This is a genomic window from Polycladospora coralii (assembly GCF_014773435.2).
In the GTDB taxonomy this organism is placed as follows: Bacteria; Bacillota; Bacilli; order Thermoactinomycetales; family Thermoactinomycetaceae; genus Polycladospora; species Polycladospora coralii.
Genome location: NZ_JACXAG020000009.1, coordinates 1 through 24,300, shown reverse-complemented (window position 1 = coordinate 24,300; position 24,300 = coordinate 1). Strand labels below are relative to the sequence as shown.

Genomic DNA, 24,300 nt, shown 5'->3' with positions numbered 1-24,300 from the left:
TAGTCAGTTCATACTATGATGTAAGGGGCGTATAACATTGGGTGAAATCTCAAATCAGAAAATTGTACCCTATTTCATGTTTAATGGTTTAGCGGAAGAGGCCATGCAATTTTATATGGATGCATTTGGTGATGGAGAAGTGATGGGCCTCATGCGTTATCAAGATGAGGAAGCGAATTTAGATTTTCCGATTCCCCCTGGTTATGAACGAAAAGTATTGCATGCCCAATTTCGCATTCACGATCAAATCTTATATTGTTCTGACGCAGTTGGAAAAGACGGAGGGAACATATCTCTTACCATCGAGTGTCAAAGTGAAGAAGAAATTAAGCGTTTGCTAGAGCGTCTGTCTCAAGGTGGTGAAATTCAAATGCCACTCCAAGATGTATTTTGGGGGGCTCAATTTGCTGTCCTTAAAGACAAATTTAGTATTCATTGGCAACTTAATTTTCAGAATGAAAATGATCTCTAGGCTGGGTTCAGACCCCCCACTGCTATAAGTGGAGCTTTAATCAGGTAAGCTAGCGTATACACCTGATTCCCCGACGTGCGACATAGATAAATGCAAAACCGCAAATCTCTCAATGATTTTATGAGGGACTCGCGGTTATTTTTACTAGATGTTCAGAGCTCTGGTATGAGGAAGCGAGACAAACTTGCTCTGGCAGTGTATCATTGCTTTAGTGGATGGGCACTGTGAAATGAGTGGGATTTCATGAGAAGAGAGGGTGTAAAAATGCATCGATTTATACGAACATTAACCATCCCAGTGGAAATGGAAGATGCTTGGGCTTTTTTCAGTGATATAAAAAGCTTATATGAATTAACACCAGCGGAGATGCAGCTAAATTTAGAAATAGAGGGTACATCGGCAGTAAGTGAAGGGAAACGCTTTATCAGCCAAGTGAATCCATTGCCGCTATTACGGGTGAAATGGGAAAGTGAGATTGTAGAAGTGAGGGAGAGATCTTATTTTATTGATCGACAAGTAGAAGGGCCCTTTGCTAGCTGGCAACATCATCATTCATTTCGAGAAGTGAAAAATGGCATAGAAGTAACCGATGAAATTGATTACCAAGTTCCGTTTGGAAAGCTAGGTATATGGACAAATGAGATTTTAATTCGGAAAAAGATCGCGCGTTTATTCGATTATCGGACTGAACAGTTGAAAAATAAATTTGGGTTAGTCGAATAAAAAGCTACTCATAGAAAGGAGTAGCTTTTTATTCGACAATGGAAGTCTTTTTCTTAGAGATTCCTTCTGCACAAACATGGATTAAATGAGTCACTTTCTCCCATTCGGTTAGCTTTCGTTTAAGTTCTTTTCTACCATCTTCTGTGATGCGATAATACTTTCTTCGTGCACCAACTTCTCCATTATCCCAATAAGATTCAAGCCAATTTTTTTTTTCTAATCTTTTGAGAGCGGGGTACAGTGTGCCTTCACTCATATTGTATAAATCTTGGCTTTGTTCTTTCAACATACGAACGATTTCGTATCCGTATCGATCTTGTGATTGTAGAAGTGTGAGCAGGAGAATATCAATACTTCCCTTCATGATTTCTTTATCCATAAAGCGCTCTCGCTTTCTTGTATGATTTTATAGAAATTTCAATACCACGGACTAAGAAATATCCTAGCATAGCTCCAAGTGTATTTAAAAGGACGTCGTCAATATCTAATTGACCGATTTGGAGAAAAAATTGTGTGACTTCAATATAGGTGCTTAAACTCATGGCAAACAGCGTGATGATCGATAAACGAGCTACTTTTTTAAATAGAAGGGCGATAAATATACCGAGTGGGATAAAAATGAGCACATTACCAAACGTGTTATAAAGAATGATGTCAAGATTATAGCGTTCAATGCCTGTAAGGTAATTAATGGTGTTTTGTAATGGGATGAAGTTTGCATTTATCTTCCAAACTTCGATTTGCCAAATGGAATCTGTGCCGGGTGGGAAATAAAACAAGGAGTTACGACTCCAAAAACGAGATAAGATTAACTCGTACAAAATGCTAATCAAATAGATTACATACCCAATCCATAAACTTACATTTAGAATGGTGGTATAGCGAGCAAATGCGTTTTGAAAACCAACCTTTAGTGTTTGATCATCTCCAAATTCAGCTATGGATTTTTGGATAGCTTCTTCTTCAGTAAAACCTTCATTTAGATAGTCATCTATACGTTGCTGTAAATGATAGGTTAATTCCTCTGCGAGGTCTTCTTTTTCTCGTGAATCACAGTTTAATTGATCGACGATTCTGTGCACAAACTGCTCGATATTATTCGCCATATCAAACCCTCCAGCAATCTAGAATCACGAACAAGAACATCGTATCACATTATACATCGTTATACAATGTATAACTTGAGATTTCTCTTGTAGAAGATCGGTCAGCTCATTATTCAAATAGTCCCCTCCTTTTTTCATATATATAACGGACAAAACCGGTAAAGGTGAACATTTAATCTAAAAAAATGCGTGATCATTTACGTTATACTTGTAAATTTAACGAGATCATTTCAGTATAAATCCCTTGTCCACTTGTATTTATAATAAAATTTGCTATTATATTATAAATACCCACAAAGGAGTGAAAACCGTGATTACATACCCATTTTTGAAACATAATGCCACAATTGGTGTCGTAGCTCCTTCATCGGGGGTACCTACTGATTTGCATCATCTACTTCATACGGCCCAGCATAATATGGAAAAAAAAGGTTTTCAAGTGCAGATTGGTGAAACGGCTTGGACACAAAACCTGGCGAAATCAGCACCTGCAGAAAAGCGCGTGCAAGAATTAGAAGGCATGCTGACTGATCCGGGGATCGATCTGATCATTCCGCCATGGGGTGGTGAGTTATTAATCGACATCTTGGAGCGTATTGATTTTGAAAAAATAGAGCCGAAATGGATTTTAGGTTATTCAGATACAAGCCTGCTTTTGCTCGCAATAACCTTAAAAACGGGAACCGCTACAGCACATGGAACGAACCTCATCGATATGCGTGGGGAAAGCTGGGATGAGACAACAGCTAAGTGGATAAATGTGCTATCTACAGCGCAGGGAGAATGGATAGAGCAAGTATCATCCACTCACTATCAAAAAGAATGGCAGTTTGAAAATCCGACACCTCATATTTTTCATTTAGATGAACCGACGATATGGAAAACAACCGAAAAAGATCTTGTTAAAATTGAGGGAAGGCTTCTAGGGGGATGTATCGATGTGCTGCATCATCTAGTCGGGACACCATATGGAGATGTGAAAAAATTTCGTGAAACCCATGCTCAGAATGAACCACTGCTCTGGTACTTTGAGAATTGTGAATTAATTACCACCAGTCTTAGAAGGTCATTGATGCAAATGAAATTAGCAGGTTGGTTTGAAGGTTGTGCGGGTATTTTATTTGGACGTAGTGATGCCAATGCACCTGTACAAAACTATACCATTGAAGTTTTATACAAGGAACTTGCCGACGAGTTACAAATTCCCATTATTTATGATATCGATTGTGGTCACGTTCCCCCTCAAATGACCTTAATCAATGGCGCATATGCTGAAGTAGAGTATAACAATGGAAAAGGAAAAATTCGCCAACACTTTCGTTAGATGGAGATGTAAAAAGACTGTACCTGAGTCAGACCGGGTACAGTCTTTTTTATTTATTGTATTTCAACAACAAATTTTTCCCATGCGCCTATCTGGTCTCGATTAGCGCGTGCACGTCCATCACTCTCGGCTACCACATATTTACCATGCGTGCTTTTTAGTGAGACTTGATCTCCATTTGCCAAACACCCGGATGCATCGCTATGGTTTACGAGATGGAATCTTTCCCAGTTGCCTATTTGGAGTGCGCGTGCATCTAACCCGCCACTGCTCTTGGCCCGTAGATAATATCCGCCACTTGTACGGATGGAAACTTGGTCCCCATTTTTAATGCAGGTGTCTGAGTCAGAAGGTGTACGCCTAATCTCAAATTTTTCCCAATCCCCTATGCGGGTACGATTCGCATTGACTTGACTGCCTCCACTATTTTCTGCTACTACATAGGTGCTATGGGCTGAACGTAAGGCGATAGGGCTAACTTTTGCAGCTGTATGTTGGAGTTGATACTGAAAAACGGCAGCGCGTGGATCGTGATCGGATAGATCATTCCCGTTTTGATCTTTGAAATCATTTTCTGGATTAGTATGAGAGAGTGCCTGAAGCCGTACATGATCACCGCTGCGATATATGATTTTATCAATGCTTTCGCTTCCCTTATACGCGCCAATCGCTGGAAATTGTCCATTCTGCTCGATATCCACCCATGCATCTGAGAAACCGGCATCAATAAAATAGCGTGCTTGATTTTCGGCGAAGTAATGACTATTAAAATCACCGGTTACGATTACGGCATGGCCACTTGACCATTGTTCGATTTTAGCTAAGATTTGTTGGAAATTGTTGTTGCGTGCATCTTCATCTTGACTAGACGTACCTGCATCGGCATGCAGGTTGTAAATGTCCACATATAGGTGATTGGCAATCTGGTGACGGGCAAAGGAGAATCCTTTTGGCGTTAAGCAATCATTTAAGTTGTTCCATATCCCACTACATGCATTCCAGCTCTCCCTTGTGTGTGCAGTGAAGGGAAATTTGGAGAGACGATTTAAGCCATCACCAATCCCCATAATTCCAGAATGTTGTGATTGATAAGGGTGGTTTGCTTCTGCTACCAAATCTCGATGATAGTTCCAATCTTCTTGGGTGAGTACAATATCATAGTCATTTAACTTAGGGCTAATTTGACTGGTATTTTTAGCTGGGTTCGATTGTGAAATGGGATCCCATAAGCCAGCCACATTGTAGGTGAGCAAGCTAAAAGTATCTGTTTCCTCTTGTGCATGAGCTGTGAAGAATGGACCTGCAAACAAACACATGACTATTAATAGAATAGAAAGCGCTTTCATTTTTGATCGCATTCCAGTTTCCTCCATCCCTTTTTATATGTAACAAATTTATTATACCAAATATTATGTGAAAAATTGAATAAATACGAATATTAATTTTTTACACAATAACATCTTTGTGAAATAAGCCATGCGCACTTAGTAGATCGGTTAACATTTCATTTTGTTTTTGGTCATCCACATACTGATGCTGACCGATTCAATCGTATAAAGTGGAAGTTATTTACCTGGATTCATTTTTATCATAGGGTAGCGCTCTCTAAAGGATTGTAGACGAATTAACCTATTTGCACTTAGAAGTAGATGGATTTTTATAATTGATAATAAAGGGGGTTGCATACCCTTATGGGGTATATTATACTACGTATAGAAGGAGTGAATGAGAATGAATGAGAAAGATAGCTGTCACACTCATGAGCGAAAAAGCCATCATTCGGAAGAAACGAAGCGTAATCTAACATCGCGTTTAAATCGAATTGAGGGACAAATTCGGGGTGTGAAGGGATTGATTGAAAAAGATACGTACTGTGACGATGTACTCAATCAAATTTCAGCTGTGCAATCCGCGTTAAATAGTGTGAGTAAAATATTACTTGAGGGACACTTGCGTAGCTGTGTGACAGAACGCTTACAAGCTGGTGAAACCGAAGTGGTCGATGAACTTCTGATTACAATGAAGAAGATGATGAAATAAAGGGTAAACTGGGTGATGGGGAATATGGTTAAGATAAACGATTAGAGAGGGGTTTGACGATGAAAAAGGAAACGTTACAAGTAGAAGGTATGTCTTGTAATCATTGTGTAAATGCCATTAAAGGCGCACTGGAAAAAATAGAGGTAGAGGCACAGATTGATCTGGCTACTAAGAAGGTATCAGTCTCTTATGATGAAAGGCAAGTTGAATTAGCGCAAATTAAAGAAACGATAACCGATCAAGGATACGATATAAAAGAGTAGATTTGTGAACTGCGCACCACTAAAAGTGATTGAGCTTCCTCCATCCATCTACGAAGTGTCCATTCGCTACACAGGAATCATTTTACGGTCGGACTGTTTCTTCCAACCGACCCAATAGGATTCATTTTTTTAGTGTTTTCGCACTATGGGACTTAGTATAGAAAAGCTTGTTGCTCTAAGCACCCCCAAAAAGCAGGGGGTACCGAGCAACGCTCACTTTCATGGGAGAGATGCTCGTTCGCAAATCCTAATTAGGGTGCATTTTTTTAAATGGAATATACCCCATATGGGTATAAAGAAAGGTGATATAGATGCCAACGCAACAAATAAAGCTACAGATCATGGGGATGAGCTGTGCCGCATGTGCCACTCGCATTGAGAAAGGTTTAGCAAAATTGGATGGGGTAGTGGAAGTGGGTGTCAACTTCTCACTTGAGTCTGCGCAGATTAAATATGATGCCGATCAGGTGAGTCTAAGGCAATTAGAAGAAAAGATCGAAGCGCTTGGATATGCGACAGTTAAAGAAGTTGTTAACTTACAAATTGAAGGGATGACCTGTTCGGCATGTGCCAATCGGATTGAAAAAGGATTAAATCAACTCGAAGGTGTAACAAAAGCGACTGTTAATTTCACTTTAGAAACCGCACAGGTCGTATTTACCCCAAGTGAAATCAATTCAGATGACCTAATCAAACGAGTAGAAGCATTAGGTTATCATGCAAAGGTGAAAACAGATCGTGAGGAAAAAACAGATGTTCGTCAAACAGAGATTGAAAAACAGACGCGTAAATTTGTGATTTCTGCGATTTTATCTTTCCCGCTCCTATGGGCAATGGTCAGTCATTTTTCATTCACTGCGTTCATCTGGGTACCGGATATATTCTTAAATCCATGGTTTCAACTTGTATTGGCTACACCCGTACAGTTTGTGATCGGGCGTCATTTTTATGTGGGTGCTTACAAAGCTTTGCGGAACAAAAGTGCCAATATGGATGTGTTGGTGGCACTGGGAACCTCTGCTGCTTACTTTTATAGCTTCTACTTAACGATTACGACGATCAACCACGGCAGTGATCATGGTGTTCCATTATACTACGAAACCAGTGCGGTTTTAATTACATTAATCATTCTCGGAAAGCAATTTGAGGCACGGGCGAAGGGGCGTTCATCTGAAGCCATCAAAAAGTTAATCGGCCTTCAAGCGAAAACAGCAAGGGTTATACGGGAAGGAAAAGAGATTGATGTACCTATCGCTGAAGTGATCGTTGGCGACAAACTAATCGTGAAACCGGGAGAGAAAATTCCTGTAGACGGTAAGGTTGTAGAAGGGATATCTGCGGTGGATGAATCAATGTTGACAGGTGAAAGTATTCCCGTAGATAAAGGTGAAGGCGAGGAAGTGATTGGGGCTACTCTCAACAAGAATGGTCGCCTCATCATCCAGGCCACCAAAGTAGGAAAAGAGACAGCGCTATCGCAAATCATTCAAGTAGTTGAACAAGCACAAGGCTCCAAAGCACCGATTCAGCGTATTGCAGATCAAATATCCGGGGTATTTGTTCCAATCGTGGTTGGGATTTCAATTATTACTTTTTTATTATGGTTTTTCGTTTTCGAACCGGGTGAGATAGGAGAAGCACTAGAAAATGCGATTGCGGTGTTAGTTATCGCGTGTCCGTGTGCCCTAGGGCTCGCTACCCCAACTTCCATTATGGCAGGTTCTGGACGAGCTGCAGAATGGGGCATCTTATTTAAAGGTGGGGAGCATCTGGAAACGACCCAACAAATCGATACGGTTGTTTTGGATAAAACCGGAACCGTTACGAAAGGAAAACCAGAATTAACCGATGTTCGAGTTTTCAATGCTATGGAAAAAAGCCAATTCTTAACGTTAGTGGGGAGTGTAGAGAAAAATTCAGAGCATCCATTAGCTGAGGCGATTGTAAAAGGTGTAGAAGCAAAAGGGATCACACTCACTGCTACAGAAACATTTGAAGCGATTCCTGGTTACGGAGTACGCAGTGTAGTAGAGGGGAAAGAAATTTTCATTGGAACGCGCAAGTTCATGGCGAAATTTCAAGTGGATATGCGATCTGTCACTTTAAACATGGAGGAGTTAGAAGTAGCCGGAAAAACGGTTATGTTAGTAGCGATTGATCAGCAATTGGCTGGCATGATCGCAGTAGCCGATACAATAAAAGAAACCTCTAAAAATGCCATCTATCGCTTAAAAGAGCTCGGTATGGAAGTAATCATGCTGACAGGTGATAACCAGCGTACCGCCACAGCGATCGGCAAAACAGTCGGTGTTGATCAAGTACTGGCAGAAGTACTCCCTGAAGATAAAGCGAATGAAGTAAAAAAACTACAACAGATGGGCAAAAAAGTGGCTATGGTAGGCGATGGAATCAATGATGCACCCGCCCTCGCCACCGCTGATATTGGTATGGCAATCGGTACAGGAACAGATGTCGCCATCGAAGCGGCAGATATCACCTTAATACGTGGGGATTTAAACAGTATAGCCGATGCGATACACATGAGTCGCAAAACCATGCGTAATATCAAACAAAATCTGTTTTGGGCACTTGCTTATAATGTCACCGGCATCCCGATCGCTGCCCTTGGCTTCCTCGCCCCGTGGCTTGCCGGTGCAGCGATGGCGTTTAGCTCCGTCTCTGTCGTGCTAAATGCCCTGCGTTTACAGCGGGTCAAGGTGGGATCATAGCGGATGAAAAAAGGGAAACCGACGAATACGGTTTCCCTTTTTTGTACTGAAATGATTGATATTTAGTTCGTGCTCAATTTTTCACCGGTATCCGTCTCAATGATAAATTTTTTGCCTTTAAGTTTATCTTTTTCAACTGCGATAAAGACGCGGGCGGGCTCTTTTTTGCTAGCTTCGCAAGGATCAGTACTCCACGAACCACAATCTCCTGCATTTTTTTGGAGTGAAAGAACGATACGTGCGTTTTTTTCATTTATGATTTCAATAGCTAAGGGAGTTGCTTTATATCCATAATACTCTTTGTCCGAAATCTGAATATGAACAACGTCCCCAAGCCATTCTTTTTGATGATGTTCTTCTGTTTGATAATGCTCTAAATAACCGGGTTTGCTACTCTCGGTATAGTACCATAATCCGCCTCCCATTGCTCGTGGGATTTTATGAGCTTTATCAGAGTATCCCCTGTTCTCTGCTGATGTAATATTTAATTTAGCAAACTTCGGCTGCTCTTTATACTCCGTGGCCTCTTGTGCACCTTCAATCTCTTCGCTATTCGCTGCTTCTGTGCCCTCACTAGCAGATGTTGCGTCTTTCTCTTTTTTGGCACTTAGGTCTGGTGCGAAACTACAGCCACTTACGATAAGGCTAAGCAGCAAAACAAGGGTTGATGCCCTTAAAGTGTTTAACATGTATGAACCTCCATTATCGGTGTGTCATAATAAGCGGTATGTAAAAAATAGAAACACTTATTCATAGTACATCAAACAACTGAATTGTTAACAAAATAAAATTTATGATTACTAATTTGTTTAATTTTACACACCGCCATATTTTCTATATTATAGCAAGAGGATAATCATAATTCTATATAAATGATAGATTTGTTATATAAAAGGCTAGTATAAATAATTCTTACATTTATAATAAGGGGTAGATATTCTTATAAATTTATATATAAAGGGGTGATCGGCTTCGTGTGGCAGAGAGGAATCGCCATAGCAGTGGCAATCACAATGCTTACAGGATGTAGCGTTTTATTAGGCAGTGATGCCACAAATGATGGTGGGACTAAAGAAATCGTTATTGGTAAAGATGCGAAAGGGATGCTACAAGAAGGGCCAGGGCAATTTGCGGGTGATCAGTATGATAAGGAGAAAGTGGAGCAGGCATTGAAGCAATTGCCGAAAGACTTATCGACAGAGGAAGCATATGCCAAACTAATTCCATTATTAGCGGAAGATTATGGACCGGTTGAGAAAAAAATTGACGCTTTTGATCCCAAAATTCAAGTGAATACGTCGAAACCGGGTGGTGTAGAAGCGCCGCAAGCAACAGCTGTAAGTGCGCAATCGCTTAAAGTGGAGATTTTACTGGATGCGAGTGGCAGTATGCGGAAAAAGTTAAACGGAAAGACCAAAATGGAATGGGCGAAAGAGTCGATAGAAAAGTTCGTAGCTTCTCTTCCTAAAGAAACACAAGTTGGATTACGTGTATATGGTCATAAAGGAGGTAACCAAGAAAGTCAAAAAGAAGCGTCTTGTAAAAGTAATGAATTAATCTATGGAATGGAAGTTTTACAGCAAGATGCGTTTAAGCAAGCGTTAGCACCGGTTCAGCCGACTGGATTTACACCACTTGCAGCTGCGATTGAGTCTGCTCAAGCGGACTTTGTAGGTGGTGAGAGTAAAAATGTCGTTTACATTGTGAGTGATGGAGAAGAGACTTGTGATGGTGATCCAGTAGCGATGGCGAAAGCGCTACACGAATCTAATATTGAAGCAGTGGTCAATATTATTGGATTCAATGTAGATGATGCCGGCCAAGCAGAACTACGCGAAGTAGCAGCATCTGGCGGTGGCGAGTATATCGAAGCCAACAGTGAAGCAGACCTTAAAAAATATTTTGCCGATGAGTATATTCGCTTGAAAAAAGAATGGTTGGAGTGGCGGAAAAAGAGTGAAAAAAGCGTTGACCAACAAGACACAAACAACGAGTTGGGTTTACATGAGCTGATTCAAGAGGAAGCGATCGGCTTGGTAGAGGCGGAATATACCCACCTGAAAAAAGCAGCTCAGTTTCTACGTGAAGCAGGAATTATGAAAGATGATACGGGCGTGTATGGAAAGATCGCAGATCGGAAGAAAAAGCTTAAGAACTATTTCATCGATCGAGACAACCAAATCGAAGAAGCAATAAGTAAGGAAGAAAAAGAAAAAATCAAACAAATTCGAGAGACCGAACAGCAGAAGCAAGACGATTTGGACAAAGAAATAGATGGGAATTAAGAGAAGAAGAGGATGATCCTCTTCTTCCAGTTGCGTATGTTGTATCCAGGATCAATAGAAATATATGTATGGATCTTTTGGTTCGGTTGTGTCTTCACTGCTTGTAAGTTGTATGGCAGGCATATCATAACCTTCCTGCTTGGTTGTAGTAAGCGTGCCAGTCACTTCGATCCATTTTTTATTCTTTAATTGAATAGCATGAGGATCTTTTACAACAACTCCAATCACCATTGCGTCTGCAGTACAACAGGTTACTGTAAACCTACCGATAACGAACTCATCTTTTTTTAGTGTTTGATCATGGTAAACAAACCCCAAGATCTTAATTTTTTTACCGACAAATTCAGTAGGATAGAAGCTAAGGGCATTATAATAATCAGCATAATTTTCTTCAGTAAATTGAATGAGATCCTTCTTTAACATTTCTTCTTTAATTTTCTGATAGGGGTTGGTAAAATCGTCGTTGGAACTATCTGTTGTAGCCTCGTTAATTTGCGTGTCCACTTCCTGGTCTACAGGATAATTATCATTTACAGAATCGGTGTTTTTTTGTTGATTGCCTTGTGGCAAATAAAAGGTCCCTTTTTTGGAAGCCATACTGGGATCTAAAGCTTGTGGTGGAAAAATAATGACCATGACTAGCGGGAGGGTCATCATTACATAACCCCATTTTCCGATGAAGTGAATATCTGGTTTCTTTAAAGTGTATAATTGAACAATGGATAGAATGATTAATATTAAAACACAACAAAAAATGAGCCAGTTATACTTAGGATTAATAAAGAGTGATAGTTCATCTGACACAATCAGTTGAATAAATAGAGTGGATAACCCTAAGCATATGAGTAACCGAGCAATGGAAGCCATTACACTTTTCCTCCTAAAGTAGTATAAAAATAGAGAGTGCTGTGAGTAGGGTGGTACCTATGAAGAAAGTTAAAACTACTGATTTTTTGAAACTATCAAACATCATCAGTATGTTCTTCATATCCATCATTGGGCCATATACTAGAAATGCCAGAATAGGTGCTGTACCTAATACGGATCGAAATGAAGCTGCAATAAAAGCATCAGCAGAGGAACATATTGATAACCCAAAAGCGAGTCCCATCATGATAATGATCGCTAAACCACTATACTCCGCATATTGTTTAATGACAGATACACCGATATAGGTTTGAAATGTAGCTGCAATCAAAGCACCTAAAACAAAATACTTACCCATATTGAACATTTCGAAAATAGAATGCTCTAAGGCGTGATGTAATCTTCCTTTACTTTGGGGGGGCGAACAATTTCCTTGATGTTCTGTGCAATGATCTGTTTGAGGGATTACTTTGCTTACTCTAAGAACTTTATTGTCGTGATAAAGCCATAAAAAAATAATTCCCATTGCCATGGCAATACCTGCCCCTATCGATGACCGTAAAAACACCATTTCAACACTTTCACCAAATGCGATGTAAGTAGAAGCGATTGTGACGGGGTTAATAATGGGTGCAGCTAACAGAAAGGTAAAAGCAGAATATACAGGAAATCCTTTTTGAATGAGCTTCTTGGCTACTGGGACAATTCCGCATTCACAAATGGGCAAAAACAATCCCAATAGAGTAGACAGCGGAATCGAGATAAAAGGGTTTTTAGGGAGCCATTTCCATACTGTTTCTTCTTTTATGTAAACTTGAATAAAACTGGATATGAGGACGCCCAGCAAAATAAACGGCAATCCTTCAATAAAGATACTAAGGAATATCGTAGATAAGTTTCCCAATGAAAATAGATTGCCTAAATTTAAGTTAATCATCCAACTTAAGATAGGGTCTAAAAAAGTATATTCAATTGATAACGATACTAGCAAATAGATTAAAATGACTAGACTTATGCTTTCTATAGCATAAGTCTTCATTATTTTTATCATAATTTTTAAAATCCTCTCTATATAGATGTAACCTTCATGGTTTTACACCTAGCCCTTGTGCCAATTGCGCTTTATTCTTACGCATAATCGTGAAGTAGTCATCACCATTGGAAATTTCTGAATCGGTTAGACCTTCTAATGGGTTAAGCACCAGTGCTGATAATCCTAATTCTTTTTGAACCACTTCTGCAAACTTTCCATTTACCAATGTTTCAAAATAAATCACCTTTACCTTTTCATTACGACTCTGCTCCATAATCGATTTTAAAGCCTGTGGGCTTGGCTCATCTGAAGGTGATAAACCTGAAATCGGAATTTGCTTCAATTGATAGCGATCAGCTAAATGACCGAAAGCATCATGAGAAACGAGAAATGATTTTTGACTCGCTTTTTCCGTCATCAATTGATATTCCTGATCTAATTGATCCAATTCTTTACTCAACTTTTCGAAGTTTTCGATATAGAGCGACTTATGAGCGGGATCGCGCACAATAAAAGCATCTTTTATGGCTGCTGCTTGTTGTTTAGCAAATAGAGGATTAAGCCAAACATGCGGATCATTTAAATCTGTGTAATCGGTTATACTTTCACTTGTGTTTACAACACGAACGTCATCTTTTAGTGATCGAAGGTTCTTTTCGAGCCAAGGTTCTAAACCTCCGCCATTGTAAAGTAAAATATCAGCCTCATTTAAATTAGTAATATTTTTAATGGTCAATTCAAAATCATGAGGTTCTACACCGGGTGGAACAATCGTATGTACATTTACTTGATGAGAACCGATACGCTCAGCAAAGAACTGAAGTGGATAAATGCTACTATACACCTGTATCTTATTGTTATTCGATTGTTCGGTTTTCATGCAACCTACGATGGACAATAAAAATATGACAGTGATTGCGACAGTGAAAAAGCGATTCTGATTCACTTTAATACCCCTCCTTTTTAACTAACGATCTAAGTATACCTTGTGAACCCCAATTTGTAAATCGTAAATATTACGATTTACAAATTGGGGTTCATGACGTTTTTCTCTCTTCTTCACATTCGCTCTACCCGATAAATCGTATCTAATGCCACTTTGGTTGTCGTGCCTCCATTTACGAGAAGTAGCCAGCGGTGTTGGAGGTTGATTTGCTGTACAAAGCCAGACTGCTGTCTAGAGCGATCGCGCTTCACATCATAGATGATGAGTGGAAAGCCTTCGGCTAAAGCTTCGGAAAGTGTCCAATTCATTTCTGCTAATTGATCTTCGTTGAGGATGGGTGGCGTAAATTTTTGTGCAGCTTGTCGTTGTTGCTGAAGGGCAGCGCGATGTTCGGGTAGGAACATACGGCTTCCTTCCCACAACTTATTTTTTCGATTTAGGATATGCGTCATCGATAATGTCCTCCGATTTTCTGTGCGCGCTCTCTCGCTTGACCAGCTTGTAAGAGAGAAGAAGCACGCAAAATAGCGGATGAGCCATAGCGTTGTTTAATTTCATCCATGACATAACCAAGCCGGTGTGTGCGCTCATCCGTGAAGAGGTTAAGCTGTACGTGTGCATCTGATACCAACTGGCTCATTTGCACACCAATGGAACGGATGGGCTCTCGATCCCAAAAGCGTTGAAAAACCGCCCATGCATACTGAAACAACATCATGGTTTGATTGGTTGCTTCAGTCATTTTGAGTTGGCGTTGGAAACCGGTAGGCGCACTGAAATCAATGCCCCGGCAACCGACATGAACCGTTTGCCCCATTTGATGATGTGTCCGTGCTCGTCTGCATACTTCTTCACATAGCTCTAATAAGACAACCTGGATTTCTTCTGCATCTCGATAATCACGGGGGAGTGTCATATGATGACCAATCCCTTTTTGCAGGTCGAAAGAGTTTGTGCGAACAGGAGAAGGGTCGATTCCATTGGCGCTTAGCCATAATACATGGCCGTTTATACCCCATCTTCTTTGTAAACGCTCCAGTGGAAATTGAGCTAATCCACCAATTGTGCGAATCCCCATCTGGCGTAAATGCTTTGCCATTCGCTTCCCTACACCGAACAAAGACTCGATCGGGAGTGGCCATAAGCGGTTTGGGATATCCTGTGTGTGAAGATAAAAAATACCTGTTTTATTTTTTTTGGCAAAGTGATCACATGCCATCTTGCTCAGTACTTTATTGGAGCCAATGCCAATTCGGGCGTTCAAACCTAGCTTTGAAGTAATCGCTTGCTGGATTTTTTGTGCAATTTGTAGTGGCGTGCCAAAAAGCTTTTCGCTTCCATGGATGGAAATAAACTGCTCGTCAATGGAGTAAGGCTCGACTAAATCGCTAAATTTTTCTAGAATAGCGGTGATTTGAAGTGAAATATCGAGATATAGAGACATGCGTGGTCGAACAATGACCAAATTTGGACAAGCTTGCTGTGCTTCCCATAAGGGTTGAGCTGTCTTAACTCCGCATGCTTTGGCGAGTGGGCAAGCGGCTAAAATAATACCGCTACGACGTTCGGGATCCCCTGCAACTACAAGGGGTTGGTTTTGTGTCTCAGGTCGTAAGGATTGCTCAATACTGGCATAAAACGATTGCATATCGACAAGGAAAATAACCGGGTTCATGATTTATACACCTCAATTACGAACATATGATCTGATATGTATATTATATGCAAATATACGTTCCCTTAACACTTAAAAAATTTTCCAATACACTAGCATCATACAGGTGACAGGAGGAGAGTATATGCAACGTATGATTTTTCACAATGGTCATATCACAACATTGGAAGCGTCCCATCCACAAGTAGAAGCGGTCGTAGTAGAAAATGGAAAAGTGATGGCAATGGGAAGTAGTAAGGAAATGCGTTTGGAATATGGACGGTATGATACGGAGTGTGTTGATTTAGAAGGCGGATATGCATATCCAGGGCTTGTGGATAGTCATTTGCATTTATCTAGCTTAGGTGAAAAATTACAGTGGTTGGATTTGACGCATTGTCGTACGAAGAAAGAGATTATGAGTCTGATTCAAGCTCGCGTAGCGGATATCACTCCGAATGAGTGGGTGATTGGTCATGGATGGGATGAACATCGCCTAGGAGGTGGCATGCCTACATTGACTGAGTTGGACGCAATTAGTCCTCATCATCCTGTTTTTTTGGGGCGTATTTGTTATCATGCTTATTTGGTAAATAGCTGCGCTTATAAGCGAGCTGGTGTATACACAAGCATAGCAGATCCACCAAACGGAAGTTACGGTCGTGATGAATCGGGTCATCTAAATGGATGGATTTATGATCATGCTTCGGCTCCTTTTTATGCAGTGCAACCTGAACCTTCCTACCAGACTAAAAAAGAAGCACTGCGTGAAGCCATGCAAATGGCTCTTGCCTGTGGATTGACGGCCGTACATACGGATGATTTACGCTTTGTAAAAAATGTACCCGATTTGGTTCGTATCTTTCGTGAACTGAGAGAAGAAGGGTTATACCTGCGTACGCATCATCTGCTATATCATCCCTATTTGTCGGCATATGCACAGATGAAACTGACAGAAGATCCAGACTGGTTTCGCATTGGAGCAGTGAAGCTATTTGCTGACGGTGCAATTGGCGGGAGAACGGCATTATTGTCACAACCTTACGCCGACGATCGACTTAATTATGGCCTTTCGATTCATACACCACAAGAAATGGTAGCGATTGCAAACCAAGCGAATCAACATGGATTACCTATCGCTGTACATGCAATTGGAGATGAAGCAACAGCGCGCGTCTTACAGGTTATGGAAGAAGTACCTTTTCGTCATAGTGGATTGCGTCACCGTCTAATTCATGGACAGTTTTTGCGCCCTGACCTGATTGCTAAAATGAAACAGTTGAATCTGGTTGTAGATATTCAACCCCGGTTTGTAGTTAGTGATTTTCCGTGGGTAACTGAGCGGGTGGGTGAAGCGCGTATCCGTTATGCTTATGCGTGGAAATCCTTACTAGAAGCAAAAATTCCTTGTGCAGGTGGGAGTGATGCTCCGATCGAACCTTTACACCCTTTGTGGGGGATGCACGCTGCTATCACACGAAGGCGTATAGAGGAGCGGCGTACGCATCCGGGTTATTTACCAGAGCAAAAACTGACAACATATGAGGCGCTTACCTTATTCACAAAAGGAAGTAGCTATGCGGAAGGAGAGGAAATGCGTCGTGGTAGTTTAGCGATAGGTAAAATGGCAGATATGAGCGTGTATGATCGTAATTTGTTAGGTATAGAAGTAGATGAATTACTGTGCGCGGAAACCCGTTTTACCATTGCGAATGGGAAAGTGGCTTATCGGATCACTTAAAAAGTAAAACAACAACGTAGCTACCCTGTTATAATAGAGAATGTCTTCTTCATACATATCATATAGAGGTGGAACCACAATATGACAAAACGAATGCTCATGACAGGCGGAGGGTCAGCTGGACATGTAACGGTTAACTTAGCCCTGATCCCAGAACTACAAAAAGAAGGATGGGAAATTTCCTATATCGGATCGGAAGATGGAATCGAGAAGCAATTGCTACAATCTGTTCCGGGTGTGGCTTATCATTCTATTTCTACAGGTAAACTACGTCGTTATTTTGATTGGAATAACTTTAAAGATCCCTTTAAAGTACTCAAAGGGGTAGCGCAAGCGTATCGTGTGATTCGCAAACAAAAACCAAAACTGATTTTTTCCAAAGGTGGATTTGTGTCCGTTCCGGTTATTATAGGGGGGTGGTTCAATCGCGTGCCGATTATCATCCATGAATCTGATTTGACACCAGGGCTTGCCAACAAAATTGCCACACCCTTTGCCACGAAAGTATGTGTGACATTTCCTGAAACGAAGGCGCATATTAAAGGGAATAAAGCAGAGTATGTGGGGGCTATTATTCGGGATGAACTCAAACAAGGTGATGGTGAGACAGGGAAAAAGCTATGCGGGTTTACAAATGATAAGCCTGTCTTGTTGATGATGGGCGGAAGTCTCGGATCACAGAAGTTAAATGGTGTGCTTCGTCACAATCTGATAGAACTTACCAAACAATTTCAGGTGGTGCATATTTGTGGTAAAGGGCAAGTAGACGATTCCTTCGATCAAGTTGGATACAAACAATTCGAATATATTAAAGAAGAGCTACCGCATATTATGGCTATGGCAGATATCGTGGTTTCCCGAGCGGGCTCCAATTCAATTTTTGAATTCTTAGCCCTCAAGAAGCCGATGTTATTAATTCCTTTGTCGCGCAATGCCAGTCGTGGAGATCAAATTCTCAATGCAAAGTCCTTTCAAAAGATGGGCTATTGTGAAATGGTAGAGGAAGAAGAATTGACGGATGCGCTATTTTTGCAAAAGATAGAGAAGTTGTTGGTAGAGCATGAGCAATATATTGAAAACATGCAAAAAAGTGAGGGTCAAAATTCACTTCAACAAGTGATGGCTTTCATTACGCAAATGGCCAAATAGTTCCCCTGCAAAGAGTTGTTCGATGTGAACAACTCTTTTGGTTTCATCGAGATTAATCCATACTCCTCGATTGGCGTATCTGCTCTACTGGAATGTCTTCCTTTTCTTTCGCAAACTTCACATTGACTAGAATGACACCGATAAGTGAGATGGCTCCGCCGATCAGTGAAAGTAGGGTGGGGACTTCTCCTAGCCAAATCCAGGCGATGATAAAGGATAAGACAGGTGTTAAAAATAAGGCACTGGTCGCTTCGGAGCTTCCTACTTTTGAAACGACATAGGCCAATGTAAAATAGGGAATAACGGTTGGGAAAATACCTAAATAAATCACACTGAGTGTAGCTTCCGTTGTAGAGGTTATGACAGCTTCGTATAATCCAGGCAGGAAAAAAAGCATGGGAATGGTTCCTGCTAATATGGTATACGTGGTGAAGGATAGGAAACCGTATTTTTCAAGGTATCTATTTTGAAACACAAAGTAAATACTTTCCGCTAATGAGGCGATCAGGATAAAAAGAACACCCATATTAAAGGATAAAACGCCGCCTTTTTCAAATGAAATCAGAGAAACACCGAAAAAACTGATTAACGTACCGACCCAAGCTATAAGACGCAGACGTTCCTTCATGAAAGCGGCAGCGAGCAAGATGGAAAAGACCGGAGTCATCGAAACGATGAGGCTAGCGGGACCGGCCGCTACCGTTTTTTCACCCATATTAAGCCCGACGTGGTATACGGTAAATCCCAAGAAACCCAAAAGCAAGATTACAGGAACATCTCTCAGATCAGGTAATTTCATGCGTGTTACAAGTGCAAATAAAAGCAGAAGAACGGAACCGATTAGTAATCGAAACAGAGATAAATGACCGGGGGTGTAATGTTCGAGACCTGCTCGAATGCCAGGGAAAGCTGAAGCCCATATGACGATCGTAATCAAATGGGCAGATAGCACTTTATAGTCGATTTGTTGTTTGTGCATAGAATCACGTCCGAATCCCTTATTTTTCGTCGTAGTCACCACAAACACACTGAGTAGAGTCATCTGAATCAGTGTGTTTGTGGTTTTGTTTTAGTATGGAAGTTTAGACAATAGGAGATACAACGGTGGGCAGAAAATCGATTAAGATTACAGAGCGTTCGCCCGGTTTATCTTCTGATCCTTTTGCTACACCACTCACATAATGGCTTACTTTATCATCGCATACACCATAAGATTGTAGTGTTTCAGTCAAATCGAATGATTCAAGGATCAGATCGTCTGAAATCTCTTCAGGCAACTTTCCAGCTGCTCGGGGGTCCGCAATTACGTTATTTCCGCCTATCACGTTGCTACGTGTAATCAGATGAGCAAAAGTGAAGGATTCTCCATCTTGATGTAAATGATTAGGGGAAGCAACTGCGTACTCATCAGGTTGATTGACAAGTAGTTTGACAAAATGAATGCCTGCATGAACAGGTAAGATCAGATCGCGATCGTTCCAGAAGGTTTGCTGGAAGTCAAAGCGAATAATTTCGTTTAACAGTGGATTTAATTTGATCGAATCGCTCAGTGGATGAAATGAACGATAATCACCCGTATATTCGGAATTAAAAGCTCCTTGATAGTATTCTGATTTTTGCTCTCCATCTACTTGGTAATTGGGGAGCCATTCGATATGTAAAGAATTTGGGAAAATAACAGCTCGTGAGTATTTTCTATATCGATTACAATTTTTTGCATAATCATCAATCGGAAGAGTATGAAATTCAGATTTTAGTTCAGCTATGTTGTTTTCAGTGTTTACATGACTTAACTCTTTAAAAAGATCATATGTTGCATACCCATTTGCTTGTAAACTATTGTTTGAAAGTGCGATCGTTTTCACTATTGTAACTCCTCCATTAATATCAGATAAAAACAACAAATAGAATATAACATAAGAATAAGAAAAATTGCAATATAGATTATATATTTATTTTCAATATAAAAGGTACATGATTTTATTTCTTATACTATAGGTATTATCATTAATAGGACTGAATGTAGAATGTTAATCGGTAATAAAATAGCTAAAGCACCTTAAATGATTATAAATTAGCATAAATATATTTGGAATTATATATATATCTAATCAAAATATATTCCCCATTTATAGGGTTGTTATGAATCGTAAATTTAATGGATCCTTCATCTGGTTAATGGATGAGACAACATCCAACGAACAGGCAAAACAGTCAACTGTTATTTATGTAAACCACTTTATTCTTCGTATTTGTATTTTTAATTTTTTTATTATTATGATATTATTGACTTAAAAGGAGGCGTGATTTGAAAATGTTGATAGAAAAACTGAAAAGATCAGCGTGGGTATATTTATTTGTAGCGCTATTCTTGGTGTTAGGTGCTTGTTCGAATACGGAAGATGTAGAACGTACAGAAAAGATGGAAGGAATGGATCATAGTAATATGGACATGTCTAGTTCTGGAGAAGTTCCAGAAGGTTTGAAGGCAGCTAAAAATCCAACCTATCCAGTTGGCAGTAAAGCGATCATCCAAGAGGCTCACATGGAAGGAATGAAAGATGCTGAAGCGACCATTGTAGGTGCGTATGATACAACGGTTTACACGATTACATATACCCCAACAATGGGTGGAGAGAAAGTTGAAAATCATAAATGGGTCGTCCATGAGGAGTTGATCGATGTAGGTGATGCTCCTTTAGAACCTGGAGCAGAGGTTAAAACAGACGCTTCTCATATGAAAGGCATGGAGGGTGCAACGGTTGAAATTAATTCAGCTGAACAAACAATCGTGTATATGGTTGATTTCACTATGACTACCAATGGAGAAGAAGTAAAAAATCATAAGTGGGTAACCGAGCGTGAATTGTCACCTGTTAAATAGTTTCGAAGTCATCTAAATGCGTCTTTCTTGTTTAAGCTATTCGTTATGGGGTGGGTTTGGGAAGGATCAGATGTTTTAAGTGTCTGATCCTTTTTAAGTGGTGGGTAGCATAAAAGGGTTCAACGGACCGTACAGTAAATCATCCTATTCATTTCGAATAGTGCTTAGCTACTAAGGGGTTTAAGCAAGAACATCCTCCTCAGATGCTTTATTGAATGGCGGTAAATATGATATTCCTTTTAGGCTTAGTAGCATCATTTTGAAAAACAATGGGGGGTCATTCATGCCTTTTGTTTATGTGTCCAATTTTAGTTCTAATTCTGTTTCGGTAATAGACATTAAAACGAATGATGTCATTGCGAATATATCAGTTGGGAATCAACCTGCACAGATGATAGTAACACCTAATGGTCAGTATGTATATGTATGGAGTAACGCTACCGGTGCATCTGGTGTCATATTTGTCATTGATACGAAAACCCATGCGATTATCTCTAGTATTTTTATAGATGAGACAGTAAGTGTGGATATTTTTAAGAAGTTTGCTGTATCACCAGATGGTCAATTTGTTTATGTGACACGTGTAAGTAACAACCTTGCGGAAATGGCATTAGTTGTAATCGATACAAAAACCAATTTTATCACTGCAAAAGTGCGTGTTGGTGATACACCACTAAGCCCGGTGGTCTTGCCAAACGGAAAATTTATCTATGTGATTAATAACGGAGTACTTAACCTTAGTAAAAGTTCAATATCTGTTATTGAGACTAAAACATACACCATAACCTCCACTATCGATTTTAGTCTGGGGATCATTCCAAGTGTTTTTTTGGGGGTTGATCTTATAGTAGCTCCGAATGGTAAACTTGTTTATGCCCTAAATGCAGTAAGTACGGATGTTTTTGGAAGTGTATCTGTTATTGAAACAAAAACCAATACCATCGTTGCAACAATTGAAGTTGGATTAATCCCCCATACACTTGCGGTCTCGCCGGATGGGAAGTTTATCTATGTTGTGAATTCTTTTGATGGTAACCTGAATGGAAGTGTATCTGTTATTGAAACAAAAACCCATACAATAGTTGCGACGATTGATGTGGGGCTTTTGCCTGTAGGGATAGCCATTAACCCAAATGGTCAGTATATTTATGTAGTCAATAATATTTCAATTGAAAATAAGGGTAGCGTTTCTGTCATTGACACAAATCATTTTACAGTGATAAGTACAATAACAGTAGATTTTTCTCCAACGGCAATATCCATAACTCCAGATGGTCAATATATATATGTGGTAAATACAGGAAATTTTATTGGTTCGCCCAATAATAAAATATCCGTTATTGAAACAAAAACGAATACAGTAATAGCTACAGTAGCTGTTGGAGATCATCCAAGTGCTGTTGCTATTGTATCAGGGTAATTTTTTAGGAAAATAAGTTTAATATATTTTACAATGTTAGATTGTTAATTTAAATGATAAATAGTATGTTGAAAGATGCTATGAATGCTATTTCAATTCTATAATTTGAGGTATCGTACATGTAACTTTTACATTCATATAAGAATATATTGTTTCTATGGTACACTAATCTTTTTATCTTATAAGGGTAGGTGGAGTCATCTGAGATTTAAACCCAGACTAAATTGAATAAAATTAGATATAATAAGAACTTTTAAAACATTCAATTTAATAACTTTACATCCAATATGAAGTGTTATAAAATCTATTTTAGATCGAGTAGTTAAAAATAAATCTAAGGAGATGTTCTGATGAAAAATTTACACTTAGGTAAATTTATTTTTTCTAGTTTCGTTATTGGGTTTGTTATGTTATTTGCAGCATCTACCACGTTTGCGGCATATACAAGAAGCTTTTCTTGCTGGGGGGCGATCACTTATTTTCAGAATATAGACTCTTCAAAGTACAGCTCTGTTACATTCAACTTTGACCATGAACCGGAAGAACTTGAGGGTTTGGAAGTTTGCACATTTGTACCCTTCACTCCCAATAAAACATGTGTTTACCTGGATGGTACACAAGATTCAATTACAATGGACTTAGACGATCCTAGTAAGACCTATACACTAAAGATTGGAAAGTCAGATGTTGAATTACCCCTTGTTTTGGGAACTTACACCGTGAATGACAGAGAGTAAAACTTTTGGAGATTGACGATTCCGCTAGTCTGAGGGTCTCATTGTTGCAGACAATGTAGACTTCAATAGATGGGAAAAGGGATATAGTAAAAATGTTTTATCTTTATTCCTCTAAATGTTGAAGGAGCAGATCATTCAGATCTAGCGTCTAAACTTCACGGTAGAGGTTAAGTGGAGCGGGGGTGTATGAACTTCAGGAAGCTTTTACGCACAGAATAATTATGGGGTACCTGTAGGTCCAGTTTATGGATTGAGGGTACAATAAGAAATTTTAAAAGTAGGGCTGACTGTCAAAAGTTAGCCCTATTTTTTTGTTAGACAAAAAAAGGATGTAGATTGAGTCCTTGACTTTCCTTTGCTACCATCCGTGATAGCGGCTTGCTAATATTTTATGTAGCTCCATTGTACGTTGATTTAAAGAAATCTGACTTTCACTTTTGAAGGATTACAAAGGGAGAGGGGCATTAAAGTTGATTCATTCATCGGATTAACGCGTCATTCATGTTGTAATGATTTCAACTACGAATGATCCGTTTAATACCTTGGTATTGATGACCCTTTTGTTTGTCGATATCAATCTCATCTCTACTTGATTTATACGCATATGCTTTCGGTTGGTCAGACTGATAATATTCATGGGAACGGATGATTAAGGTTTATCTTTGTAAGGTGTTGAAAAGAAAACTTCCATATATGTAACAGAAAAAAGTGGGGCCTCTGGATGGAAGCGCATAGCGAGCAAAATATACGATGCTTCACCAGGTGTGTTATTAAGAATAAATTCAGTGAACTACTCACCGCCTACGCTAACGCTAAGAGGTGGGAGCTTCTCGTTTCATTGGGCGGCTACTGCCGTCTCCTCCACGAAGGCTCGAACCGAGCCTAAAGCTTTTTGTAAGATGTTCCGAGCCGCGTTCACATCACGAT

The 24,300-nt window shown here is 39.8% G+C and carries 23 protein-coding genes; 12 read left to right on the top strand and 11 right to left on the bottom strand.

Going from position 1 to position 24,300, the window contains the following annotated elements; genetic code table 11:
* Positions 1–37 precede the first annotated feature (37 nt).
* Positions 38–472: a VOC family protein gene (locus IC619_RS14460; protein ID WP_224749734.1), complete on the top strand. Its 435-nt coding sequence runs from the start codon at positions 38–40 to the stop codon at positions 470–472.
* A 264-nt stretch (positions 473–736) separates the two neighbouring features.
* Entirely contained in the window at positions 737–1,195 is a 459-nt protein-coding gene (locus tag IC619_RS14455; protein WP_191140880.1) for an SRPBCC family protein, read from the top strand.
* Positions 1,196–1,223: 28 nt separating this feature from the next.
* Here the strand turns inward: IC619_RS14455 and IC619_RS14450 are convergent, their stop codons facing one another.
* On the bottom strand, positions 1,224–1,574 hold the full coding sequence (locus IC619_RS14450) for a PadR family transcriptional regulator (RefSeq protein ID WP_191140881.1): 351 nt from the start codon (positions 1,572–1,574) through the stop codon (positions 1,224–1,226).
* Entirely contained in the window at positions 1,567–2,301 is a 735-nt protein-coding gene (locus tag IC619_RS14445) for a VanZ family protein (protein WP_191140882.1), read from the bottom strand. Before IC619_RS14445 ends, IC619_RS14450 begins: the two co-directional genes overlap by 8 nt.
* 310 nt (positions 2,302–2,611) lie before the next feature.
* On the opposite strand from IC619_RS14445, the gene IC619_RS14440 reads away from it, so the two are divergent.
* On the top strand, positions 2,612–3,625 hold the full coding sequence (locus IC619_RS14440; protein ID WP_191140883.1) for an LD-carboxypeptidase: 1,014 nt from the start codon (positions 2,612–2,614) through the stop codon (positions 3,623–3,625).
* A gap of 53 nt (positions 3,626–3,678) precedes the next feature.
* Here IC619_RS14440 and IC619_RS14435 read toward each other — a convergent pair whose 3' ends face one another.
* Complete coding sequence (locus IC619_RS14435; protein ID WP_191140884.1) at positions 3,679–4,983, bottom strand: endonuclease/exonuclease/phosphatase family protein; 1,305 nt, start codon at positions 4,981–4,983, stop codon at positions 3,679–3,681.
* A 367-nt stretch (positions 4,984–5,350) separates the two neighbouring features.
* Here IC619_RS14435 and IC619_RS14430 point away from each other — a divergent pair, with 367 nt between their 5' ends.
* The 3 genes from IC619_RS14430 to IC619_RS14420 all read left to right on the top strand — a co-directional run bounded on the left by IC619_RS14430 (position 5,351) and on the right by IC619_RS14420 (position 8,657).
* Positions 5,351–5,665, top strand: coding sequence for a metal-sensitive transcriptional regulator (locus IC619_RS14430; RefSeq protein ID WP_191140885.1), 315 nt, complete (start codon positions 5,351–5,353; stop codon positions 5,663–5,665).
* A 59-nt stretch (positions 5,666–5,724) separates the two neighbouring features.
* Positions 5,725–5,928, top strand: coding sequence for a copper ion binding protein (locus IC619_RS14425; protein ID WP_191140886.1), 204 nt, complete (start codon positions 5,725–5,727; stop codon positions 5,926–5,928).
* Between the two features lie 311 nt (positions 5,929–6,239).
* Positions 6,240–8,657: a heavy metal translocating P-type ATPase gene (locus IC619_RS14420; protein ID WP_191140887.1), complete on the top strand. Its 2,418-nt coding sequence runs from the start codon at positions 6,240–6,242 to the stop codon at positions 8,655–8,657.
* A gap of 62 nt (positions 8,658–8,719) precedes the next feature.
* On the opposite strand, the gene IC619_RS14415 is transcribed toward IC619_RS14420, so the two are convergent.
* Positions 8,720–9,346 (bottom strand): hypothetical protein, encoded by a 627-nt coding sequence (locus IC619_RS14415; protein WP_191140888.1) that lies wholly within the window; start codon positions 9,344–9,346, stop codon positions 8,720–8,722.
* 285 nt (positions 9,347–9,631) lie between these two features.
* Here IC619_RS14415 and IC619_RS14410 point away from each other — a divergent pair, with 285 nt between their 5' ends.
* On the top strand, positions 9,632–10,942 hold the full coding sequence (locus IC619_RS14410; RefSeq protein WP_191140889.1) for a VWA domain-containing protein: 1,311 nt from the start codon (positions 9,632–9,634) through the stop codon (positions 10,940–10,942).
* A 51-nt stretch (positions 10,943–10,993) separates the two neighbouring features.
* On the opposite strand, the gene IC619_RS14405 is transcribed toward IC619_RS14410, so the two are convergent.
* From IC619_RS14405 to IC619_RS14385, 5 genes are all read right to left on the bottom strand, one after another.
* The gene (locus IC619_RS14405; protein WP_191140890.1) at positions 10,994–11,809 is read right to left on the bottom strand and encodes a TIGR03943 family putative permease subunit; all 816 of its coding nucleotides are present in this window, start codon (positions 11,807–11,809) and stop codon (positions 10,994–10,996) included.
* Positions 11,810–11,822: 13 nt separating this feature from the next.
* The gene (locus IC619_RS14400; protein ID WP_191140891.1) at positions 11,823–12,860 is read right to left on the bottom strand and encodes a permease; all 1,038 of its coding nucleotides are present in this window, start codon (positions 12,858–12,860) and stop codon (positions 11,823–11,825) included.
* 34 nt (positions 12,861–12,894) lie between these two features.
* Positions 12,895–13,788, bottom strand: a complete 894-nt coding sequence (locus tag IC619_RS14395; RefSeq protein WP_191140892.1) for a metal ABC transporter solute-binding protein, Zn/Mn family — start codon at positions 13,786–13,788, stop codon at positions 12,895–12,897.
* 113 nt (positions 13,789–13,901) lie between these two features.
* On the bottom strand, positions 13,902–14,240 hold the full coding sequence (locus IC619_RS14390; RefSeq protein WP_191140893.1) for a YolD-like family protein: 339 nt from the start codon (positions 14,238–14,240) through the stop codon (positions 13,902–13,904).
* Positions 14,237–15,466, bottom strand: coding sequence for a DNA polymerase IV (locus tag IC619_RS14385; RefSeq protein ID WP_347239809.1), 1,230 nt, complete (start codon positions 15,464–15,466; stop codon positions 14,237–14,239). Before IC619_RS14385 ends, IC619_RS14390 begins: the two co-directional genes overlap by 4 nt.
* Before the next feature lie 121 nt (positions 15,467–15,587).
* On the opposite strand from IC619_RS14385, the gene IC619_RS14380 reads away from it, so the two are divergent.
* Both IC619_RS14380 and murG read left to right on the top strand, forming a co-directional pair.
* Positions 15,588–17,183, top strand: a complete 1,596-nt coding sequence (locus IC619_RS14380; protein ID WP_191140895.1) for an amidohydrolase — start codon at positions 15,588–15,590, stop codon at positions 17,181–17,183.
* An 81-nt stretch (positions 17,184–17,264) separates the two neighbouring features.
* Positions 17,265–18,332, top strand: coding sequence for an undecaprenyldiphospho-muramoylpentapeptide beta-N-acetylglucosaminyltransferase (murG, locus tag IC619_RS14375; protein WP_191140896.1), 1,068 nt, complete (start codon positions 17,265–17,267; stop codon positions 18,330–18,332).
* 52 nt (positions 18,333–18,384) lie between these two features.
* On the opposite strand, the gene IC619_RS14370 is transcribed toward murG, so the two are convergent.
* Together IC619_RS14370 and IC619_RS14365 are read right to left on the bottom strand one after the other, a co-directional pair.
* Positions 18,385–19,311: a DMT family transporter gene (locus IC619_RS14370; RefSeq protein ID WP_191140897.1), complete on the bottom strand. Its 927-nt coding sequence runs from the start codon at positions 19,309–19,311 to the stop codon at positions 18,385–18,387.
* Positions 19,312–19,414: 103 nt separating this feature from the next.
* Positions 19,415–20,197: a 2OG-Fe dioxygenase family protein gene (locus tag IC619_RS14365; RefSeq protein WP_347239808.1), complete on the bottom strand. Its 783-nt coding sequence runs from the start codon at positions 20,195–20,197 to the stop codon at positions 19,415–19,417.
* Between the two features lie 449 nt (positions 20,198–20,646).
* On the opposite strand from IC619_RS14365, the gene IC619_RS14360 reads away from it, so the two are divergent.
* From IC619_RS14360 to IC619_RS14350, 3 genes are all read left to right on the top strand, one after another.
* A complete protein-coding gene (locus tag IC619_RS14360) occupies positions 20,647–21,216 on the top strand; it encodes a YdhK family protein (protein WP_191140905.1) in 570 nt (189 codons plus the stop codon).
* Positions 21,217–21,499: 283 nt separating this feature from the next.
* The gene (locus tag IC619_RS14355) at positions 21,500–22,636 is read left to right on the top strand and encodes a YncE family protein (protein WP_191140898.1); all 1,137 of its coding nucleotides are present in this window, start codon (positions 21,500–21,502) and stop codon (positions 22,634–22,636) included.
* A gap of 350 nt (positions 22,637–22,986) precedes the next feature.
* Complete coding sequence (locus IC619_RS14350; protein WP_191140899.1) at positions 22,987–23,373, top strand: hypothetical protein; 387 nt, start codon at positions 22,987–22,989, stop codon at positions 23,371–23,373.
* The last annotated feature ends 927 nt before the right edge of the window (positions 23,374–24,300 follow it).

Coding starts and splice junctions, on each gene's coding strand:
- IC619_RS14455 (WP_191140880.1), top strand. CDS start 737: ATGCATCGATTTATACGAACATTAACCATCCCAGTGGAAATGGAAGAT.
- IC619_RS14450 (WP_191140881.1), bottom strand. CDS start 1,574: ATGGATAAAGAAATCATGAAGGGAAGTATTGATATTCTCCTGCTCACA.
- IC619_RS14445 (WP_191140882.1), bottom strand. CDS start 2,301: ATGGCGAATAATATCGAGCAGTTTGTGCACAGAATCGTCGATCAATTA.
- IC619_RS14435 (WP_191140884.1), bottom strand. CDS start 4,983: ATGCGATCAAAAATGAAAGCGCTTTCTATTCTATTAATAGTCATGTGT.
- IC619_RS14430 (WP_191140885.1), top strand. CDS start 5,351: ATGAGAATGAATGAGAAAGATAGCTGTCACACTCATGAGCGAAAAAGC.
- IC619_RS14425 (WP_191140886.1), top strand. CDS start 5,725: ATGAAAAAGGAAACGTTACAAGTAGAAGGTATGTCTTGTAATCATTGT.
- IC619_RS14420 (WP_191140887.1), top strand. CDS start 6,240: ATGCCAACGCAACAAATAAAGCTACAGATCATGGGGATGAGCTGTGCC.
- IC619_RS14415 (WP_191140888.1), bottom strand. CDS start 9,346: ATGTTAAACACTTTAAGGGCATCAACCCTTGTTTTGCTGCTTAGCCTT.
- IC619_RS14405 (WP_191140890.1), bottom strand. CDS start 11,809: ATGGCTTCCATTGCTCGGTTACTCATATGCTTAGGGTTATCCACTCTA.
- IC619_RS14400 (WP_191140891.1), bottom strand. CDS start 12,860: ATGATAAAAATAATGAAGACTTATGCTATAGAAAGCATAAGTCTAGTC.
- IC619_RS14390 (WP_191140893.1), bottom strand. CDS start 14,240: ATGACGCATATCCTAAATCGAAAAAATAAGTTGTGGGAAGGAAGCCGT.
- IC619_RS14380 (WP_191140895.1), top strand. CDS start 15,588: ATGCAACGTATGATTTTTCACAATGGTCATATCACAACATTGGAAGCG.
- murG (WP_191140896.1), top strand. CDS start 17,265: ATGACAAAACGAATGCTCATGACAGGCGGAGGGTCAGCTGGACATGTA.
- IC619_RS14370 (WP_191140897.1), bottom strand. CDS start 19,311: ATGCACAAACAACAAATCGACTATAAAGTGCTATCTGCCCATTTGATT.
- IC619_RS14360 (WP_191140905.1), top strand. CDS start 20,647: ATGTTGATAGAAAAACTGAAAAGATCAGCGTGGGTATATTTATTTGTA.
- IC619_RS14355 (WP_191140898.1), top strand. CDS start 21,500: ATGCCTTTTGTTTATGTGTCCAATTTTAGTTCTAATTCTGTTTCGGTA.
- IC619_RS14350 (WP_191140899.1), top strand. CDS start 22,987: ATGAAAAATTTACACTTAGGTAAATTTATTTTTTCTAGTTTCGTTATT.